Source organism: Streptomyces sp. NPDC057486, from assembly GCF_042802415.1.
GTDB classification, from domain to species: Bacteria; Actinomycetota; Actinomycetes; order Streptomycetales; family Streptomycetaceae; genus Streptomyces; species Streptomyces yanii.
In genome coordinates, this window is record NZ_JBHVEE010000076.1 from 19,568 (window position 1) to 39,465 (window position 19,898).

Below are 19,898 nucleotides of genomic sequence, written 5' to 3' on the forward strand. Positions count from 1 at the left end.
GCCCGTCACCGCAGGCGGAGCGTCACTGCTCGTACGCGTCGACAAGAGCCTGGATGTCGAGCTGCCGCATCCCCCGCATGGCCTCAACTCGCTCCGACTTCACCGGTCCGGGTATCTCAGCAGATCGGGTCAGCGTCCTCGGGACGACCTGCCAACCACTCGGCCGTAAACGATCGAGCTTGCCGGCTCGGTTCGATACGGCTTTGCTCATGCTCCCGACTGCCCCTACGAACTCACTCCCTGTGGGTGCCTGGTTGGCCGCAGGTGCATGGTCCGACGGGCAGGTCCTGTCGTGGCAGGTCGGGAGAGGGCCCGTCCACGGCTGCAGGACGGGGTCGCCCCCGACCGCGCGGGGCGGTGGACCCGCGAACCACCAGCCGGGCCGGCAGCACCACCGGTCGGCCGGTGCTCGCATGGGCGCCACCCAGGACCGAGAGCAGATCGCGGACCGCCGTGTACCCCTGGGCCCGCAGTGGTGCCGCCACCGTCGTCAGACCTGGGGTGACCAGCTCCGCGCCGAAGATGTTGTCGAAGCCGACGACGCTGACGTCCTTTGGCACCCGCCGCCCCGCCGCCTGCAGGCCGCGTATCAGCCCAATCGCCAGTTGGTCGTTGTAGGCGATGACGGCCGACGTCCCATGCCGACCGAACTCCTCGGCGGCCTTGGTCCCCCCGGCCACAGTCGGCGGGTACGGCCCTGTCCGGTGTACCCGGAGCTGCAACTCTGCCGACTCCTCGCGCAGGGAGCGCCACCGCATGCCGTCAGCCCACGACGCCTCCGGCCCGGAGACGTAGGTGATGGTGCGGTGCCCCTGGTCCGCCAGGTGCTGAACGGCCAACCGCATTCCGTGGACGTTGTCGGTGACGACGCTCGGCACGTCGGCGACGTGCCGGTTGAGCACGATCATCGGCCGCTGCCTGGCGATCACCCGGATCGCCGAGTCCGACATCCGCGAGCTGGCGAGGACAACGCCCTCCACAGTCGGCAGTGCCCGCTCCAGCGCCTCCCGTTCCACCCGGTCCGACTCCTGGGCGTCGACCAGCAGGATGACGTACCCCGCCTCAGCCGCGGCGGACTGCGCACCGCGGATGATCTCCCCGTAGAACGGGTTGGTGATGTCCGCGATCACAAAGGCGAGCATCGAGGTGCGCCCGGTGGGAAGCGCGCGGGCCAGCGGGTTGGTGCGGTAGCCGAGGTCGGCGGCGACCTGCCGGATCCGTTCGGCGGTCTCGGCGTTCACCCGGCCCGGCCGCGAGAAGGCCCGGGAGACCGTCGAGGCGGCTACCCCCGCAGCCCGTGCGACGTCATAGATCGTCGGCGGGCGCCGCCCCTTGGATGGGGTTGGTTCGGCCACGGGATTCACCTGCTCCGTCCATTGGAGTGCGTGACAACAGATGGCAACCGCTTGTCGTCCGTGTGTCGCATCAGCTTACGAGTTGGTGGGTGACAGCGGGTGGGTCGTGTTCGCCTGTTGAGGGTCGTTGTTCAGATGGCCGCGGTGCGGTCGGAGACGAGGGCGGCGATGGCCTGGTAGGTGGCGGGCAGCCGGTCTCGTCGGTGGGTCCAGCGGGTGAGTTGCTTGCAGCGCTTGTGGTCGGCGAGGGCGTGTTCGACGGTGATGCGCTTGGAGGAGTGCTGGTGGCGGAGTCGTTCTCCGGCTGCGTGGACATGCGGGAGGGCGATTTTGTTCGGCTTCCTGGGCGGGGTGATGGCCTGACCGGGGTGGTCGCGTCGCAGACCGAGGTAGCCGTCGTCCAGGAGGACTTCCACCCTTGACGTCCCTGAACTGGCCTCCAGCGCAGGTGCCAACCCCGCGCTCCTCGAGGCCGAGATCGCCGCCGTCCTGAACCGGGCCGGCGTTCCCGCCTAACCGCCGAGCAGAACCGCCCTGCTCTGCATCGTTCCTCTACGGCTTGTCCGGCGGGTCATGTGACTGGCCGGCGCTCGTTTCGGCCAGGTCAGTCGATGGTCCAGTCGCGCAGCTGACGGGCGAGGCGGGCGACGCCCAGCGTCCCTGTGGCGGCGTCGCGCACGAGGGCGACGGCCGCCTTGGGCGGGTAGTCGAGCCGGTGTCCGTTCAGGGCGAGGTACGCCTCGGTCGAGTGCCATGCGAAGGCCTCGCCCGAGTGCTCGAGGCAGGGGAGTTTTGACAGGGTCTGCAACAGTGCGGCGGCCTTGAGGTGCACGGAGCCGTAGATGTCGCGTTCCATGGCGCTGGCGTTGACCCGCGCGACGGCCGCGTACAGCGGTCCCAGGTCGTCGACCTGCGGGTCGCCGTCGAGGAGCTCGGCGGCGTGCAGCAGGAAGGTGATGTCGAGCGGGCGCAGCGGTTCGGGCTGGGTCACGCAGCCTGGCCCCGCTCCTGCTGCCGAAGCTCGGCACGGGCCTGCTGCTCGGCGGCTCGCTGCTCCGGGGAGGGGGCGGTGCTGCTGGGTTCGGCGGCGAACGCGGCGCCGCTGCGGGCCATCGACTCCTTGAAGCCGTCCAGGAACCGCTGCTCCACGGCGGTCGCGCGGGCGTAGGCCGCGGAGAGGATGTACTCCTGCAGGCTCACTCCTTCCTGCGCGGCTGCGGCGGCGATCGCGGCCCGCTGCTCGGGGTCGGGGAAACGCAGGTTCATGGCCTTCGGTTCTGGCATGGTACCGACGGTACCAGTGGTATCACCTTTGGCCCAGGGCAATGGCTCCGCCGGGGTGAGGTGGCAGGTGAGGACAGCTCTGAAGTCAGCGGAAGCCACCCGCCAGGCGGATCTCGCCCAGGCCGCAGCGAACCTGTGAGGGGCAGAAAGTCGTTGCTGCAGGTCAAGGCGTATAGCGGTATTCGTTGATGGCTCTGCCGAGGGTGCGGGTGCGCCGGGGTCGGCGGTTTGCGGGGCCGCAGCACAGGTCGTCAATGGGGATGTCCTTCTGCGACCGACCCCAGTGCACAGCCGCCACACGGCGCAGACACCCGGGTTTCCGCTCCGGGCCACCCGGCAGCCGAACAGCCCGCTTCGGGATGCAGGTGACACGCGCAGGCGAGTTGAATGGAAAGCAGGCAGCCGCTATGCAAGGCGGTGAGGCAGACGAGTGCGAACCCTGTATCCGATATCGCTGGGCGACTGCTGAGCGACGGAGCGGCGATGGTGCTGGACGACCGCGGGATCATGGTGGCGTGCACGCCCGCGGTCAAGGAGTTGCTCGGCGTAGGGGTCAGGGAGCTGATCGGCCGACCGTTCGCTGACCTGCTCGCCGAGCCCGGCGAGTGGCTGCTCCCGCCCGGCGGCCCGGCGACGCTGCGCCACTACGGTGGCCAGGCCGTGCAGGTGCAGCTCGAGGTGCTACCGCTGAGCGGCGATTCCCAGGCTTTCTGCCTGGTGTGGGCGGTTCCGGCGGCGGCGGCCGCAGACCGGGAACAGGACGATGCCCTGGTGCGCGCGCTGTTCAGGCAGACCGAGGTAGGGCTGGCGCTGCACGACGCCGACCTGCGGATTATCCGGACCAACCGCCCCCAGGGCGCCGTCGGCCCGCTCGCCCGCACCGGGGCCGGGCCGGTCGGTGTGGCACTCGACGAGGTGTTGGTACCGGCGGACGCCGGGGCCCTCGTGAAGCAGTTGCGCCAGGTCGCGGAGACCGGGAAGCCGATGACCAACCAGGTGGTCCGAGTGCGTTACCAGAAGGCACCCGAGCAAGAGCGCACCATCTCCTTGTCGGCACTGCGGTTGGAGGAACGGGAGGGCCGCTGCACCGGGGTCGCGGTCATCTTCAGTGACATCACCGACCGGCAACAGGCGCAGCGCGGCCTGGGTCTGGTCAGAGGGGCCGAGAAGCTGCTGCTGGGTTCGCTGGACATCGTCCGCACCGCCGAAGGGCTGGCCAGGGTGCTGGTGCCCGAGTACGCCGACCTGGCGGCGGTGGACCTCGCGGAGGCGGCGCTGGTGGGTGAGGAGCCCGGTGACTTCTCCCTCGGGGCTCCGCTGCGGCGGGTCGCGGCAACTGCCAGGGGTGGCGCCTGGCCGGCCGAGTTGCTGCCGGTCGGGGCCTCACTGCGGGTCCGGGATCCGGAGAGCGAGTTCGTCTACCAGCACTTTGCGTTGGCCGTGTCGGACCTGTCCGAGCTGCGAATCGCGCTGGCGGATGACGTCGAGGGGCGGCGCCGGGTGCTGCCCGACGCTGCGGCGTCGCTGCTGATGATGCCGTTGCAGGCTCGCGGGCTGCTGCTGGGGGCAGCGGTGCTGTGGCGCTGCGCCGGCCGGCCCCGTTTCGACGAGGACGACGCTGTGCTGGGCACGCAGATTGGTTCCCGGGCCGCGATCAGCCTGGACAACGCGCGACGATACGCCCGCGAGCACCGTGCCGCGGAGGCCTTGCAGCGCAGTCTGCTGCCACAGGCGGTCGTCCAGATGAGCGCGGCCGACACGGCCGGCTCCTATGTGCCGGCCGGCACCACGGCGGGGATCGGCGGCACCTGGTTCGATGTGATCCCGCTGTCCTCCTGCAGGGTCGCCTTCGTCGTGGGCGACGTGGCGGGACACGGCGTGGAGGCAGCCGCCGCGATGGGACGGCTACGGACGGCGGTGCAGACCCTCTCCGACATGGACCTGCCCCCCGAGGAGTTGCTGACCCACCTGGACGACCTGGTCATCCGGCTGTCGGCGGCGGAGGCCGCCGCTCCGGGGCCGAACCGCGGGCAGGGCACCGTACTCGGCTCCACATGTGTGTACGCGGTGTACGACCCGATCACCGGGGTGTGCACGATCGCCAGTGCGGGCCACCCACCGCCGGTGCTGTCCGTCCCCGGGCGACCGGGGGCCGGTTTCGCCGCGGTCAGGCCGGGGCCGCCGCTCGGGGTGGGCGGTCTGCCCTTCGAGCCGGTGGAGTTGGCGATGGAGCCGGGGGCGCTGCTCGCCTTCTGCACGGGCAAGCTGCTGGCGCACGGTGTGGAGGGGACCGAGGAGCGGCTGCGGCAGCTGCGCGAGCAGGTGGAGGCCGCCGTGCAGGAGGACCGGTCACCGACGGAGACCGGACGTACCGTGCTCCGGCATCTGTTGCCCGAGGCGCCCGACCATGACGTGGCGCTGCTGACGGCCCGGCTGCACGCGCTGCCCCCGGACTCCACAGCCATCTGGAAGCTCCCGCCGGATCCGCAGGCGGTGGGCCGGGCCCGGGAGATGGTGACGGCGCAGCTGAGCGCTTGGCAGCTGGAGGAGCTGACGTTCACCACCGAGCTGATCGCCAGTGAGCTGGTGACCAACTCCATCCGGTACGCCGGCGGCCCGGTGGGTCTGCGGCTGATCCGGGACCGAGCGCTGATCTGCGAGGTCTCTGACCCCAGCCAGACCCAGCCGAGGCTGCGCAGGGCCCGGCTGACTGACGAGGGCGGCCGCGGGCTGTTCCTGATTGCTCAGCTTTCTCAACGCTGGGGCAGCCGCTACACCCGCCACGGCAAGACCATCTGGACCGAACAGCCACTGCCCACACCCGGGCCTTGACGGCCTTCTGATCGGACACGCACAGCCGGTTGACGGTGACGTCGCGGACGCCTGGGACCCTGGTCGGCCGGCCGGCCGCCCGCGCCCCGGACAGGCCGTGGCCCGTGGCCCCACCGGCCACGGGCCACGGGCCTCGGTCGGAGTCGCCTCAGATCCGGTCGTGCAGCAGGTCCTCGAGGAGGTGGACGAAGACGTCGTGCGCCTCGATCTGGGTCCAGTGGCCGGACTTGGGGATGATGTGGAGCGTCGCGTTCGGCAGTGTCTTCGCGAGATACGTGCTCGACTCGACGGGGACGATGATGTCGTCGCGGCCGTGGACGCACAGGGTCTTGTGCGGCAGTGAGGTGAGTTCCTCGACCGTGAAGGCCGGCGGCTTCGTGCCGGGCGCGAACATCGCTGCGTGTGAGCGCTTCACATCGGCTCGCTCGATGTAGGGCATGCGCTCGGCGACGACGCGGTCGACGACCCCGGAGAGCGTGCCCATGTCGAAGACGAAGGACGCGAGGAGCTTCTGAAGCTGCCCCGGCGTCGGGTCGGCGTAGAAGGTGCGCAGGTGTTCCAGCCCGGGCGTGATCGGCAGGTCGGGCGCGCCGCCGGATCCCATGAGGAGCATGGTGCCGACGCTCTCCGGCCGGCTCAGGGCCATGCGGAGTGCGATCATCCCGCCCATGGAGTTCCCGACGAGGTGCGCCTTCTCCACGCCGAGCTCGTCGAGCAGGTCCCACAGGGTGTCGGCCTGGACGAGGTTGAGCGGGCCCATGCCGGTCGGCGGGTCCTCGAGATGGGTCGAGTCGCCGAAGCCGATCATGTCCGGCGCGAGGCAGTAGTAGCGCTCGCCGAGCTCCTCGATGACGGCCTTCCAGTTGGACGTCCCCGTCGCCCCCGGTCCCGAGCCGTGGAGGAAGAGGAGGGCCTCCTTGGCCCCGGTACCCGTCCGGTGGAGCCGGTAGGTGACGTCTCCGACGGAGACGTCGCTGCTGGTCACGGTGGTCATGGGCGACTCCTTCACGCTTGCATGTAATGCGATTCGTTCTGAATCAAGCACTCCAATTTATGACTGCGTCAACACAGCCACAAGGCCTGTTCATCCTCCAAAATTGCTGATTCTCCGCCTCTTGCGTTCGCGTTACGGGTCCTGCATCCTCTGGTGCAACCACTACAGGGACGCCGATGTCGCGTCCGTCGTGGTCCAGAATCAAGGGAGATTCGATGATCAGGGAACTCGCGTACCTCCGAGTCGCCTCTCCGCGCCACGAGGACTGGGTCGCCTACGCCACCGAGGTCCTCGGCTGCCAGCTCGCCCCCCGCGGAGCCGACGGCTCGGTCCGCCTCCGCGTCGACGACGCGGCCCACCGGATCACGGTCTCGCCCGGGGGAGCGGACGCCTTCGAGGCCGCCGGCTGGGGCTTCGTCAACGAGACCGAGCTCGCGGCATACGTCGCGCGCCTCAGGGGCACCGGACTGAGGGTCGCCGAGGGCACCCCCGAGGAGTGCGCCGACCGCGCCGTCGCCGGCATGTGGTGGGTGACCGACCCGTGGGGGACCCGTCACGAGTTCGTCTGGGGCCAGCAGCGCCACCCCGGCACGTTCTGGCCGGGCCGGCGGATCAGCGGCTTCGTGAGCGACGACTTCGGCCTGGGCCACATCGTCCTCATCGCGCCGAGCCTGGCCGAGGCCGACGCGTTCTACTGCGACCTGCTCGGCTTCACCCTCTCGGACCGGGTGGACGAGGAGTTCATGAAGGTCCGCTTCTACCACTGCAACGGGCGGCACCACTCCCTCGGGATCGCCGAGGTGCCGGGGACGGTCGGGTTCAACCACCTCATGCTCGAGGTGCGCAACCTCGACGACGTCGGCACCGGGTACGACCTCGCCCGTCAGCAGGGCCATCCGATCGTCCGGGCGCTCGGCCGTCACACGAACGACCTCATGACGAGCTTCTACATGTCGACGCCGTCCTCGTTCCAGATCGAGTACGGCTGCGGCGGACTCGTCGTCGACGACCGCACCTGGGTCGCCTCGACGAACGATCGTCCCTCCCTGTGGGGCCACGACTTGACCGACTGGGGACGGGACAACCCGCCCGGCATCCTGAACAAGCTCGAGGAGGTGGCCCGATGAGGCTCGCCAGCCGCCGAGGCCGCGCGTTCGTCCTGCGGGACGAGTCGTCCGGCTGGGACCTTCGGTCCGCGAGCGGCGGCCGGTTCCCCGCCGACCCGATGGCGATGTACGCCCGTGTCGCCGAGATCCGGGAGTGGCTCGCCGCCTGCTCCGGGACCGTGGCCGAGACCGTACGCCCCGAGGAGCTCGACGCACCGGTGCCGAAGCCGGGGGCGATCGTCGCGATCGGCCTGAACTACGCCGAGCACGCGGCCGAGGCCGGCTTCGAGGCGCCGACCGAACTTCCGCCGGTCTTCGCGAAGTTCCCCTCGTCGATCACCGGGGCGTACGGCGAGATCGTCCTGCCCGAGGACGGCACGACCGACTGGGAGGTCGAGGTCGTCGCGGTCGTCGGAGCCCCCATGCACGACGTCGCGCCCGAGGACGTGTTCGACCACCTCGCGGGCCTGACCGTCGGACAGGACATCTCCGAGCGCACCCGTCAGCTCTCCGGGCCCGCACCGCAGTTCGGTCTCGCGAAGTCCCACCCCGGTTTCTCGCCGATCGGACCGTGGGTCGTCACCCTCGATGAGCTCGACGACCCGAACGACCTGCGGCTCGGCTGTTCGGTCGGCGGCGAGGTCGTCCAGGAGGGCACCACGGCCAAACTCCTGTTCTCCATCCCGCGCGCACTCTCCGAGCTGTCGAAAATCCTCACACTTCAGCCGGGCGACCTCGTCTTCACGGGGACGCCGGACGGCGTCGGGATGGGGATGAACCCGCCCCGCTATCTCGCCTCGGGCGAGGTCCTCGAGACCTGGGTCGAGGGCATCGGGCGGATGCGACACGTCTTCCGCTGAACCCGCGCCGCCTGAGTCCGCCGGACCGGGCACGCACCGGCAAAGGAGCCGAACCCATGACCCCTCCCCTCTCGACCCGGAGATTCACCGCCCTCGCCGCGGCCTCCGTCACCGCCCTCCTCCTCACCGCCTGCGGCGCGGGCGAGCAGGGCTCGAAGGACACGAACTCGTCCGGCGGCACCTCCACCTCGGCCGGCGGCGCGGCCGACCGCGCCGGTACCGGCGCGGCGAAGAAGGACGTCGCCGCCTGGGCCGACGCCCCGCAGTGGCCGGACGTCCCGAAGCTGAGCAAGAAGGTCGACCTCAAGGGCAAGAGGTTCACCTACGTCGCCCTCGGTGACCAGGTACCGGTCATCCACGGCATCGGTGTCGGTGTACAGCAGGCGCTGTCCGCCGCAGGTGCGAAGGTGGACACCTGCGACGGCAAGTTCAACCCGACCTCGGTCGCCTCCTGCCTCAAGACAGCGGGCGACGAGAAGGTCGACGGCGTCATCACGTCGTTCGTCGACTACCAGATGGCCGGACCCGCCTTCGACCAGCTCGCACGCAAGGGCGTCAAGGTCGTCGTCGGCGGCGTCGCCCCTTCGGGCGGCAGGACGAGCGACGCGACCCTCGCGTTCTACGACAACACTCCGCGCGTCTTCGCCCTCCACGAGGCGATGGCGAAGAGCGCGATCGCCCAGCTCGGCGATTCGGCGAAGGTTGTCTGGGCCAAGCTCATGGACTCGACGACCACCAAGTCCGCGAGTGCGAAGGGCATCGCGAAGTTCAAGGAGCTCTGCCCGGGCTGCCAGATCGAGAGCGTCGAGTTCACGACGGTCACCCTCGACAAGCTCGGCCTGGCGATCAGCGCCGCGCTCCTTGCGAACCCCGACACGAACGCGATCGTCGTCCCGGTCGACACGATGGTCCCCTCCGCGCTCCAGGGCATCCAGAGTGCGGGCAAGGCGGGCAAGGTCAAGGTCTTCTCCTCGAGCTCCGACCTCGCCGGGCTCCAACGGGTCAAGGACGGCCGGCAGGCCTCCGACCTCGGCACCCCGGTCCTCTACGAGGGGTGGCGCTTCGCCCACGCGATGATGCAACTCCTCGCCGGTGACGAGGTGTCCAAGGGCGACCAGCTCGTGACCCGCGACTTCACCAAGGACAACGTCGGCCAACTGACCCTGACACCAAAGAAGTACCTCACCGACGACTGGTTCGGCGGCAGCGGCTACCGCGACACGTTCCTCAGCGCCTGGGGACTGAAGTAACCGATGGGGACCGAACTCCGGCTCGAGGCGCGCGGGCTGTCGAAGACGTACGGCGGCTCCCACGCTCTCGAGGACGCAGGCCTCGCCATCGCGCCCGGTGAGATCCACGCCCTCGTGGGTCAGAACGGGTGCGGCAAGTCCACCCTCGTCAAGATCCTGACCGGCTACCACGCGCCGGATCCGGGCGGCTCGATCAGTATCGACGGGACCGGGCTGAGCCTGCCCGTGCGGTGGAGCGAGGCGAGCGCGGCCGGGGTGTCCGTCGTCCACCAGGACCTCGGGCTCCTCGATCACCTCACCGTCGCGGAGAACATCGGCGTCGGCGGCTACGAGCACTCGAGGACGACACGGAGGATCAACTGGCGTGCCCAGGAAAACATAGCGCGCACGGTCCTCGACCGCCTCCGGGTGCCGATCGACCCCACCGCGCCGGTCGCGTCCCTCTCCCCGACGCGCCGGGCGGAGGTCGCGATCGCACGGGCGCTGCGCGACCTCAAGCCGGGGCGCGGCCTCGTCGTCCTGGACGAGGCGACCCGGGCCCTGCCCCGCGAGGAGCTCGACCGGTTCCACGGCCTGCTCCGGCGGGTCGTCGCCGAGGGAACGTCGATCCTGATGGTCAGTCACAACCTGGAGGAGGTACTCCGATTCGCCGACCGGGTCACCGTCCTCAGGGACGGCAAGGTAGCGGCGGGGACACTCGCGATCAATGGCCTCGCCGAGCACGACCTCGCCAGGCACATGCTCGGTCGCACCGTCGATGCCGTGGCGCGCGAGGAACGCGACTTCACCGGCGTCCCGGTCGTCGCGACGGTCTCCGGGCTCACCGCCCGGGGCCTCGGGGACCTCGCGCTGGAGATCCGGCGCGGGGAGGTCGTCGGCCTGACCGGGCTGCCGGGCACCGGGTTCGAGTCGGTGCCCCGCCTGGTCGCCGGTGTCGAGCACGCGAGGGCCGGCACCCTCACCACCGGCCGGCGGACGGTCGATCTGAGCCGGGCCGACGTGAGCGAATGCCTCAAGGCCGGTGTCGCGCTCGTCCCCGAGAAGCGCATCGTCGAGGGGCTCGCCCTCGAACTGAGCATCCGCGACAACATCGCCATCCCCAACATCAGGCACCGCGGCAGGTCCTGGTTCGTCGGCCGCCGCTGGCAGGACTCCACGGCGGCCGAGGCGATCACCCGGCTCGACATCCGCACCCGCTCGTCGCAGACCCTGACCCGCGAGCTCTCCGGGGGCAACCAGCAGAAGGTCCTCCTCGCGAAGTGGCTCTCGGTCGCACCGGACGTCATCGTCCTGCACGAGCCGACCCAGGCCGTGGACGTCGGCGCCCGGGCCGACATCCTCCGCTCGATCCGTGAAGCCGCGTCCCGTGGCCTCGGCGTACTCCTCGTGAGCATCGAGCCGACCGACCTCGTCGACGCCTGCGACCGGATCCTCGTCGTCGGCCGGGACGGACGGGTGCAGACCCTGCGCACCCATGAGCCGGACGACGTGCTCGAGGCCGTCTACGACGAGCCCGCACCCACCGGGCCGGCACCCACCGGCCCCACCGCCGACGTACGAGACGACCGGTCCACAGGGACCGAGGGGAGGTGACCATGTCGGACTCCACGGGACGTGCCGACTCCGTCCTCGCAGCTGAAGCCGACCAGGAACCGGTCGTCGACCGGTCGGCCGCGACAGCAGGCGGCGCCGCGACGACGGGCCGCGGCCGGATGCCCTGGCTCGGGACGATGGCGAGCAGGTACGCCCTCGTCGTCGTGTGGGCGCTCATGGCACTCGTCTACTACATCCTCATGCCCCACAGGTTCGGCTCCACCGCGACGATCTCCTCGATCTTCGGCTCCCAACAGGTCCTCGTCTTCCTCGCGATGTCGGCGATGATCACCCTCGTCGTCGGGGAGTTCGACCTCTCGATCGCCTCGGTCATGGGCATCGCCGCGACCCTCATCCCGGTCCTCGTGACGAGTCATGGCTGGAACGTCTGGGGTGCGTGTCTCTTCGCACTCCTCGTCTGTCTCGTCGCCGGCGCGGTCAACGCGTTCTTCGTCGTGGTCATCGGGGTGCCCAGCTTCGTCGTCACCCTCGGCATGGGCACGCTGCTGATGGGAGTCGCCCAGGCCATCTCCGGGTCGACGATCGTCTCGGTTTCGAGCCCGTCGCTGAGCGCCTTCGCACTGCATGAGGTCCTGGGCATGCCGATCTCGTTCTACTACGGCATCCTCCTGGCGGCACTCCTCGCCTACATCCTCGGCTGGACGCCGCTCGGCCGCGGCATGATCTTCGTCGGCGCGAGCCCCGAGGTCGCCCGGCTCGCGGGCATCCCCGTACGCCGGATCCGGATCGGTGCGTACCTCGCGGGCGCGCTCATGGCCGGCCTCGCGGGGGTCATGCTCGTCGCGACCGTCGGCGGCTTCGACTCCTCGTCGTCGGCCACGTACCTGCTGCCTGCGCTCGCCGCGGTCTTCCTCGGCACGGCCGTCGTTCAGCCGGGCATGTTCAACCCGATCGGCACGATGATCGCCATCTACTTCCTCACGACCGGCATCTTCGGCCTCCAGCTGCTCGGCTTCTCCGGCTGGATCCAGAACGTCTTCTACGGCGCCGGTCTCGTCGTCGCGGTCACCCTCGCGAAGGTCGTCCGCGACCGGACGACCGAATAGAACTCCCCCACGCCGAAAGGAACCCCGACCATGCACCCGGCAACGGCGTACATTCTCGAGCACGCGGACGCGCTGCGCGCCGAGGCCGAACCCAGCGACCGACTCGGCCGGATCACCGACCGCACCGCCGAGATCCTCCGGGCCTCGGGCGGGATCCGCCTCCTGCAGGCCAAGGACCTGGGCGGCTTGGAGGCCCACCCGAACGACTTCCTCGACTGGGTCCTCGCCGTCGGCGAGCAGCACCCGGCGGCCGGCTGGATCGCCGGCGTCGTCGGCATCCATCCGTGGGAGATCTCGATCGCCTCCCCGCGGCTCCAGAAAGAGGTCTACGGGGAGGACCCCGACATCTGGGTCGCCTCGCCGTACGCCCCCTTCGGGCGGGCGGTGCCGGTGGAGGGCGGCTACCGGTTCAGCGGGAGCTGGCCCTTCAGCACCGGCACGGATCACTGCGAGTGGGTCATCCTCGGCGGCCTGCTCGCCGACGAATCCGGCAGGCCGACGACGCCGCCGACGATGCGCCACTTCATCCTGCCGCGGTCGGACTACGAGATCGTCCCCGACTCGTGGAACGTCATGGGCCTGTCCGGCACCGGCTCCAAGGACGTCCGGATGACCGACGCGTTCGTCCCCGACCACCGCGTCCTCGACGGCGTCGAGGTCCGGGACAACACGTACAGCGACCGGTGGCGGCCGGGCGCGCCCCTGTACGCCATGCGGTTCGGGGTCATGTTCCCCTTCGCGATCAGCGCGGGCACCTTCTCGATCGCCCGCGGAGCCGTCGCGGTCGCCGAGAAGCACATCGAGGGCCGGGTCTCCGCCCAGGGCAGCGTCTCGAAGGTGGACCCCTTCGTCCTCGACGCGCTCGCGAAGGCGCACGCCGATGTGGAGGCCGGGATCGCGCACGTCCGGGCGATCATCGCCGGGTTCTACGACACGGTCGGCTCCGGCGGCGACATCACCGTCAAGGACCGGCTCCGTTTCCGACGCGACCAGGTCCGGGCGACCGACCGCGCGATCGGCTCGGTCAACGAGCTCTACCGGCTCATGGGTTCTTCGTCGATCCAGAAGGCGTCGCCGCTCGAGCGCTACTGGCGAGACCTCCAGGTCGCGGCGACGCACGTGTGCAACAGCCGCGAACCCTGCTATCTCGCCTGGGGCCTGGACCACTTCGGCGGCGAGATACCGCCCACCGCGCAGTACTGATCAGCCCCGATCCCCCGAGGCGAACGCCGCCCCGCCTCCCCCGGCGGCGACACTCCCCGAACCTGAATGACCGTCACCACACTTGATATCAGGAGTACTTGAGCAATGGCGCTGACGTACGAGGACACCAGCCGGTCCGTGAAGACCGAGGACTGGAACATCCATTACAACGAGGCGGGCTCTCAGGACGCCCCCGCAGTCGTCCTCCTCCACGGCTCCGGACCGGGCGCGACGGGCTGGAGCAACTTCAAGACGAACCTCGAGCCGCTGTCCGCGCACTTCCGCGTGATCGCGCCCGACATGCCCGGCTGGGGCGAGTCCGACCCGGTCACCAAGGAGGAGCGCGACCATGCGAAAGCCGCCGTCCAGCTCCTCGACGCGCTCGACATCGAGAAGGCCGCGTTCGTCGGCAACTCCATGGGCGGCATCACGACCCTCCGCCTCGCGACCGAGTACCCCGAGCGTGTCAGCCACGTCGTCACGATGGGGCCCGGCTCCGGCCCCCAGCCCAAGCTCCTCACGCCGGGCGGCGGGCTGTCCGAGGGCATGAAGGTCCTCGTCGCCGCCTACCGCGACCCGTCCACGGAGTCGATGAAGCGGCTGACCGAGGTCATGACCTTCGACAACGCGCGCTTCGCGACCGACGAGCTCGCGGCCGAGCGCGCCGCCGGCGCCGCCGAGCACCCGGAGCACCTCGCGAACTACCTCGACGGCTTCGCCCGCGGCGGCGCGATCGCCCAGTGGTTCTCGCTCGACGCCCTCGACTCGATGGACATCCCGACCCTGCTCGTCCACGGCCGCGACGACCGGGTCGTCCACTTCGAGAACTCCCTGACCCTCCTCGCGCGGATCCGGAACTCGCGGCTGGTCCTGCTCAACCAGTGCGGCCACTGGGCGCAGGTCGAGCACGCCGACGAGTTCAACCGGCTCGTGACCGGGTTCGTCACCCAGCACTGACAGTCCCGAAATCCCGCGCGACGGCAACCCGGCGCACGCCCCAGGAAGGTCATACGCAGATGAGCGATGTGAAGAACAAGATCGAGGCCGCGATACCGGTCCTCAAGGAGGAGTCCGTCCCGAGCGACGAACTCGGCAGGCTGACCGACAAGCTGGCCGCGACCCTCCGCGACACCGGCATCATCCGGATGTACCAGCCGGTCGAGTTCGGCGGTGAGGAGGCACACCCGGTCGACTTCATGGAGGCCGCGATGGCCGTGGCCGCGGCCTCGCCCTCCGCGGGCTGGGTCTCCGGCGTGGTCGGGGTTCACCCGTGGGAGATCGCGATGATGGACCACCGCCTCCAGGAGGAGATCTGGGGCGAGGACCCGGACACGTGGACCGCGTCGCCCTACGCGCCTTTCGGCCGGGCGAAGCCGGTCGACGGCGGCTTCCTCTTCTCCGGCCGCTGGCCCTACTCGACCGGCACCGACCACGCCGGATGGGTCATCCTCGGCGGGATGGTCGTCGACGAGGACGGCAACCCCGGTACGCCGCCGGACATCCGCCACTTCGTGATCCCGCGCGAGGACTACACGGTCATCGAGGACACGTGGAACACCCTGGGCCTGAAGGGCACCGGCTCCAAGGACGTCGAGATGCATGACGTCTTCGTCCCCGACTACCGCGTCGTCGAGGGAATGGCGATGCACGACGGGGCCTACGAGGACCGCCGGCCCGGCAAGACGCTCTACAGGCTGAAGTTCCCCGTGGTCTTCTCCGCCGCGATCAACAGCGCGACCATCGGCATCGCCCAGGGCGCCCTCGACGTCTACCGGGACTACATGGTCCAGCGTGTCTCCGCCGACGGCCGCGTCGCGAGCAAGGACCCGATCCAGCTGAACGCCTACGCCGAGGCCGCCGCCGACGTCGCCGCGTCCAGGGCCCATCTCCTGTGCGACATGCGTGAGCTCTTCGACTTCGTCGAGAAGGGCGGCGAGATGAGCTGGACCCAGCGGCTCACCGCCCGCCGCAACGGGGTCCGCGCCGTCCGCCGCGCGACCGACGCCGTCGACCGCCTCTACAAGCTCTCCGGCGCCCAGGGCATCCACCTGCGCCTGCCGAACGAGCGGTACTGGCGCGACCTGCAGTCCGGCCTTAGCCACATCTGCAACCTCACCGAAGCCGTGAGCGTCGCCTGGGCCGCCGACGACCTCGGCGGGGAGCTCCCGCCGCCCCCGCCCTTCGCCTGACCCGACCACCACGAAACCGCCAGGAGACCAAGGATGATCACCTCTCTCGCCTACGTCGGCGTCGGCTCCCCGAACAAGGACGAGTGGCCCCGGATGGCCACCGGCATGTGGGGCGCGATGGTCGCCGACCCCGGCCCCGACGGGGCCGTCCGCATCAAGTTCGACGACGCGCCCTGGCGCATCCAGATCCACCCGGCCGACCACGACGAGACCCTCTACATCGGCTGGGGCGTCGACTGGGAGGAGGACCTGGACGCGGTCGAGAAGGCCCTCGCCGACGCCGGCATCAGCGCCCAGCGCGGCGACGCGGAGCTCGCCGCGGCCCGTGACGTCAACCGGATCCTCTTCTTCACCGACCCGTGGGGCTTCCGCCACGAGGTCACGTGGGGCCGTACGGCCCAGCGGGCGACGTTCCGCCCCGGCCGCGCGATCTCCGGTTTCGTGACCGGCCAGCAGGGCCTCGGACACGTCCTCCTGCTCATGCCGGACATCGAGGAGGGCCATCGCTTCTTCACCCGGCTCGGCTTCCGCCTCTCGGACAAGATCATCGTCCCCGGCCGGCTCAACGCCCGCTTCTACCACTGCAACGCGCGCCACCACACGCTCGCGCTCGGACAGTGCCCTCCGGGTGTCGCGGGTCTGAACCACCTCATGATCCAGGTCGGCTCGCTCGACGACGTCGGCACCGGCTACGAGATCGCCAAGGAGATGGGAGTCCCGATCACGCTGACCCTCGGCCGGCACACGAACGACCAGCAGTTCAGCTTCTACCACTCGACGCCGAGCTCGTTCCACGTCGAGTACGGCTTCGGCGGTCTCGAGGTCGACGAGGAGACGTGGGTGCCGAAGGTCTACGACCGCACGGCGGTCTGGGGCCACGAACAGCACCCGGACGGCCAGGGCCGCCCGCCGGGCATCATGCACCCGCTCCCCGAGCCGCCCGCCGGCGTGAAGGACTGATCCGGACATGGCCAACAGCACTGCGCCCTTCCCGGACGCGGGCGCGCTGACCGGGGTCGGCCCCGCGCCGGCCCCGGCGGCACGGCGCGCCCGGCTCCGGTCCCTCCTCACCGACCCCTCGGCCGGTCCGCTCGTGCTGCCCGGGGTCACTGACGCGCTCGGGGCCCGCCTCGTCGAGTCGGCCGGCTTCGAGGCCGCGTACGCCACGGGTGCCGGCCTCGCGAACGCCCAGTTCGGCGTGCCGGACATCGGCCTCGTCTCACTCGGTGAGGTCGCCGCCCACGTCGACCGGGTCGCGTCCGCCACGGCACTGCCGGTCGTCGTCGACGGCGACACGGGCTTCGGCGGGCCGGTCGCGGCGATGCGCGCGGTACGGATGCTCGAGCGGGCCGGCGCGGCCGCGATCCAGCTCGAGGACCAGGAGATGCCCAAGCGGTGCGGGCACTTCGACAGCCACGCCCTCATCCCCGCCGAGCACATGGCGGCCAAGCTCGTCGCCGTCCGGCAGGCACTCGAGGACCCGGCGACCATCATCGTCGCGCGGACCGACGCGCGCAGCGTCCTCGGCATCGACGAGGCGATCCGGCGCGCGTCCCGCTACGCCGACGCCGGCGCCGACGTCCTCTTCGTCGAGGCGCCGCGCACCGTCGAGGAGCTCGAGCGGGTCGGTCGCGAACTCGCCGGCGTCCCCCTCGTCGTGAACGTCGTCGAGGGCGGCAAGACACCCCAGCTCACCCTCGACGAGTACGCCGGTCTCGGCTTCCGCGTCGTCCTCTACGCGAACTTCCTCCTGCGCGCGGTGATCCGCGCCGGCGCCGAGGCGCTCGCCCACCTTCGCGAGAACGGTCGGACGGCGACGTACACCGACCGCATCGCGACCTGGCAGGAACGCCAGGACCTGTTCCATCTCCCCCAGTTCAGTGCCGCCGAGGCCCACTTCGACGCCGCCGGGGTCCGCCCGTGAGCCCCGAACCCGGTCTCCCGGCGGAGGGCCTGCCGGTCGAGACGGAGCTGCCCGACCGGGTCGGTGTCCTCGTCCTCGGCGGAGGCCTCGCGGGTGCGGCCGCCCTTCTCTCGGCCGCACAGGCGGGGGCGTACGCCGTCCTCCTCGAGAAGGCGGACACCGTCGGCGGGTCGACCGTGCGGTCGGCCGGGCTGTCGGCGTTCGCAGGGACCGACGAGCAGGCCGAGCAGGGCATCACCGATTCGGTCGACCTCCTGCGCGAGGACATCCTCACCACGGGCGGGCGCGTCAACGACCCCGCTCTCGTCGACCTGTACTGCGAGCGCCAACTCGACACGTACCGCTGGCTCAAGGGGTTCGGCGTCCGCTACGGCGACATCCACGCGGCCTCCGGGCAGAGCGTGCCGAGGTCGCACCCGAGCGACACCACCGCGATGCTCCGGGCGCTCTTCACGGCTGCCGGCCGGCTCGGCGCGCGCCTGGTGACCGGCGCCGGCGTGCGACGGCTCCTCAGGGAGGACGGCCGGGTCGTCGGCGTCGAGGTGGAGCGCGGCAGCGGGCGGCGCGAGGTCCGGGCCGACGCCGTGGTCCTGGCGACCGGCGGCTTCTCCCGCGACCGGGACATGCTGGCCCGCTTTGCGCCGCTCATGAAGGAGGCGCTCCTCGCGGGCGGCGGCGAGAACCGCGGCGACGGCCTGCTCATGGCGTGGCAGCTCGGCGCGGGCATGCGTGACCTGCCGTACGTCAAGGGGACGTACGGGATCTACCACGAGCCGCATCCGGGCGAGGACGGCACGGGGATCCTCGCCGTCTACAAGGGTGCGATCGCCGTCAATCGCGCTGGGCATCGCTTTGTCGACGAGTCGATCCCCTACAAGGCGCTCGGTGATGCGAGCCTCGCCCAGCCGACGGCCCGGACCTGGCAGGTCTTCGACGCGAGGACGATGGCCGATTCGAACGACGAGGTCCCGATCTACGATTTCGGCGACCGTCTGCGGGCCGGGATGCTCGAGACGGCCGGCACGATCGAGGAACTCGCCGTCAGGCTCGGGACCGAGCCCGGCGTCCTCGAGGCGACGGTCGCGGAGTACAACGACCGGATCGCGCGTGGCGAGCCGGACCTGTTCGGCCGGGTCCACCTCGTCGGCGGTGTCGGTGAGCGCCGCCGCATCGAGACCCCGCCCTTCTACGCCCAGTTGTCGGGAACGGTCGTCCTCGCGACGTACTGCGGCGTCACGGTCGACCCGACGATGCGGGTCCTCGACGTCTTCGGCGAGCCGATCCCTCGCCTCTACGCCGCCGGCGAGCTCGTCGGCGGCTTCCACGGGGCCGGTTACATGACCGGCACCTCGATCGGGAAGTCCGCGGTCTTCGGCCGGGTCGCGGGCGCGTCTGCGGCGGCCGAGGAGAGCGAGCTGGAGTGGTGAGCACCCTGTTCGACCTGACGGGGAAGGTCGCGCTCGTCATCGGGGCCGCGGCCGGGGGGCTCGGTGCCGCCGCCGCCCGTGGGCTCTTCGGCCACGGGGCGACCGTCGCCCTCGCTGACCTGGAGGCGCAGCGGGGCGGACTCGCCGAGACCGCCCGGAGCTGCGGCGGCGCCTCGTGTCACGCCGTCGACGTCACCTCCGAGGCGTCCGTCCACGCCCTCGCGGACGCCGTCGTCGCCGCGCACGGCCGGATCGACGTTGTCGTCAACGCCGCCGGCGTCATGCTCCGCAAGGAGGTCGAGCAGACCACCCTGGAGGAGTTCGAGCGCGTCGTCCGGGTCAACCTGACCGGCACCTGGCTTGTCGGCCGCGAGTTCGGCCCCCGGCTCGCCGCGGCCGGCGGCGGCCGGATCGTCAACCTCACCACCGTCTACGCCGAGCGCGTCGGCCCCGTTCCCGAGAGCGCCTACTACGCGAGCAAGGCCGGCGTCGTCAACGTGACGCGCTCCCTCGCCGCCGAGCTGGGACGCTCCGGAGTCACCGTCAACGCCCTCGCCCCGGCCGTCTTCTACCCGACCGCGATGACCGCGCCGCTGGCGCAGACCCCGGACCGGCTCACGTGGTTCGAGCAGCGCACCATGCTCGGCCGGCTCGGCAATCCCGCTACCGACCTCGCCGGACCGGTTGTCTTCCTCGCCTCCGACGCCTCGGCCTATGTGACCGGCCAGGTCCTCTACGCCGACGGCGGCTGGTCCGCATGGTGACCGCCGCTTCCCCAGCCACCGCCCCGTCCCTCCGCAACCGACCCGAGGAT

At 70.7% G+C, this 19,898-nt stretch carries 17 protein-coding genes and 1 pseudogene; 13 read left to right on the plus strand and 5 right to left on the minus strand.

Annotated features, from left to right (window positions below; all coding sequences use genetic code 11):
* Positions 1-233: 233 nt before the first annotated feature.
* From ACFU6I_RS29785 to ACFU6I_RS29800, 4 genes and pseudogenes are all read right to left on the minus strand, one after another.
* Positions 234-1,355, minus strand: coding sequence for a LacI family DNA-binding transcriptional regulator (locus ACFU6I_RS29785; protein ID WP_384372240.1), 1,122 nt, complete (start codon positions 1,353-1,355; stop codon positions 234-236).
* 131 nt (positions 1,356-1,486) lie between these two features.
* Positions 1,487-1,858, minus strand: a pseudogene (locus ACFU6I_RS29790) (hypothetical protein); the annotation flags it as partial.
* Between the two features lie 101 nt (positions 1,859-1,959).
* A complete protein-coding gene (locus ACFU6I_RS29795) occupies positions 1,960-2,346 on the minus strand; it encodes a fic family toxin-antitoxin system, toxin component (protein WP_384372242.1) in 387 nt (128 codons plus the stop codon).
* Positions 2,343-2,639: a DUF1778 domain-containing protein gene (locus tag ACFU6I_RS29800; protein WP_384372244.1), complete on the minus strand. Its 297-nt coding sequence runs from the start codon at positions 2,637-2,639 to the stop codon at positions 2,343-2,345. The genes ACFU6I_RS29795 and ACFU6I_RS29800 overlap by 4 nt, the downstream gene beginning before the upstream one ends.
* Positions 2,640-3,122: 483 nt before the next feature.
* Here ACFU6I_RS29800 and ACFU6I_RS29805 point away from each other — a divergent pair, with 483 nt between their 5' ends.
* Positions 3,123-5,471 (plus strand): SpoIIE family protein phosphatase, encoded by a 2,349-nt coding sequence (locus ACFU6I_RS29805; protein WP_384372246.1) that lies wholly within the window; start codon positions 3,123-3,125, stop codon positions 5,469-5,471.
* Positions 5,472-5,619: 148 nt separating this feature from the next.
* Here the strand turns inward: ACFU6I_RS29805 and ACFU6I_RS29810 are convergent, their stop codons facing one another.
* A complete protein-coding gene (locus ACFU6I_RS29810) occupies positions 5,620-6,465 on the minus strand; it encodes an alpha/beta fold hydrolase (protein WP_384372248.1) in 846 nt (281 codons plus the stop codon).
* Positions 6,466-6,680: 215 nt separating this feature from the next.
* Here ACFU6I_RS29810 and ACFU6I_RS29815 point away from each other — a divergent pair, with 215 nt between their 5' ends.
* The 12 genes from ACFU6I_RS29815 to ACFU6I_RS29870 all read left to right on the plus strand — a co-directional run bounded on the left by ACFU6I_RS29815 (position 6,681) and on the right by ACFU6I_RS29870 (position 19,848).
* Positions 6,681-7,592, plus strand: coding sequence for a VOC family protein (locus ACFU6I_RS29815; protein ID WP_384372250.1), 912 nt, complete (start codon positions 6,681-6,683; stop codon positions 7,590-7,592).
* Positions 7,589-8,431 carry a fumarylacetoacetate hydrolase family protein gene (locus tag ACFU6I_RS29820; RefSeq protein ID WP_384372252.1) on the plus strand — a complete coding sequence of 281 codons (843 nt, stop codon included), beginning with the start codon at positions 7,589-7,591 and terminating at the stop codon, positions 8,429-8,431. The genes ACFU6I_RS29815 and ACFU6I_RS29820 overlap by 4 nt, the downstream gene beginning before the upstream one ends.
* A gap of 56 nt (positions 8,432-8,487) precedes the next feature.
* Complete coding sequence (locus tag ACFU6I_RS29825) at positions 8,488-9,681, plus strand: sugar ABC transporter substrate-binding protein (RefSeq protein ID WP_384372254.1); 1,194 nt, start codon at positions 8,488-8,490, stop codon at positions 9,679-9,681.
* Positions 9,682-9,684: 3 nt separating this feature from the next.
* The gene (locus ACFU6I_RS29830; protein WP_384372256.1) at positions 9,685-11,274 is read left to right on the plus strand and encodes a sugar ABC transporter ATP-binding protein; all 1,590 of its coding nucleotides are present in this window, start codon (positions 9,685-9,687) and stop codon (positions 11,272-11,274) included.
* Positions 11,275-11,276: 2 nt separating this feature from the next.
* Positions 11,277-12,341: an ABC transporter permease gene (locus ACFU6I_RS29835; protein WP_384372258.1), complete on the plus strand. Its 1,065-nt coding sequence runs from the start codon at positions 11,277-11,279 to the stop codon at positions 12,339-12,341.
* A gap of 30 nt (positions 12,342-12,371) precedes the next feature.
* On the plus strand, positions 12,372-13,544 hold the full coding sequence (locus tag ACFU6I_RS29840) for a hydroxylase (protein ID WP_384372260.1): 1,173 nt from the start codon (positions 12,372-12,374) through the stop codon (positions 13,542-13,544).
* A gap of 105 nt (positions 13,545-13,649) precedes the next feature.
* Entirely contained in the window at positions 13,650-14,501 is an 852-nt protein-coding gene (locus tag ACFU6I_RS29845) for an alpha/beta fold hydrolase (protein WP_384372262.1), read from the plus strand.
* Between the two features lie 59 nt (positions 14,502-14,560).
* Entirely contained in the window at positions 14,561-15,733 is a 1,173-nt protein-coding gene (locus tag ACFU6I_RS29850) for a hydroxylase (RefSeq protein WP_384372264.1), read from the plus strand.
* A 33-nt stretch (positions 15,734-15,766) separates the two neighbouring features.
* On the plus strand, positions 15,767-16,693 hold the full coding sequence (locus ACFU6I_RS29855) for a VOC family protein (RefSeq protein ID WP_384372266.1): 927 nt from the start codon (positions 15,767-15,769) through the stop codon (positions 16,691-16,693).
* A gap of 7 nt (positions 16,694-16,700) precedes the next feature.
* Entirely contained in the window at positions 16,701-17,657 is a 957-nt protein-coding gene (locus ACFU6I_RS29860; RefSeq protein ID WP_384372268.1) for an oxaloacetate decarboxylase, read from the plus strand.
* Positions 17,654-19,084, plus strand: coding sequence for an FAD-dependent oxidoreductase (locus ACFU6I_RS29865; RefSeq protein ID WP_384372270.1), 1,431 nt, complete (start codon positions 17,654-17,656; stop codon positions 19,082-19,084). The genes ACFU6I_RS29860 and ACFU6I_RS29865 overlap by 4 nt, the downstream gene beginning before the upstream one ends.
* Complete coding sequence (locus ACFU6I_RS29870) at positions 19,078-19,848, plus strand: SDR family NAD(P)-dependent oxidoreductase (RefSeq protein WP_384372272.1); 771 nt, start codon at positions 19,078-19,080, stop codon at positions 19,846-19,848. Before ACFU6I_RS29865 ends, ACFU6I_RS29870 begins: the two co-directional genes overlap by 7 nt.
* Positions 19,849-19,898: the final 50 nt, after the last annotated feature.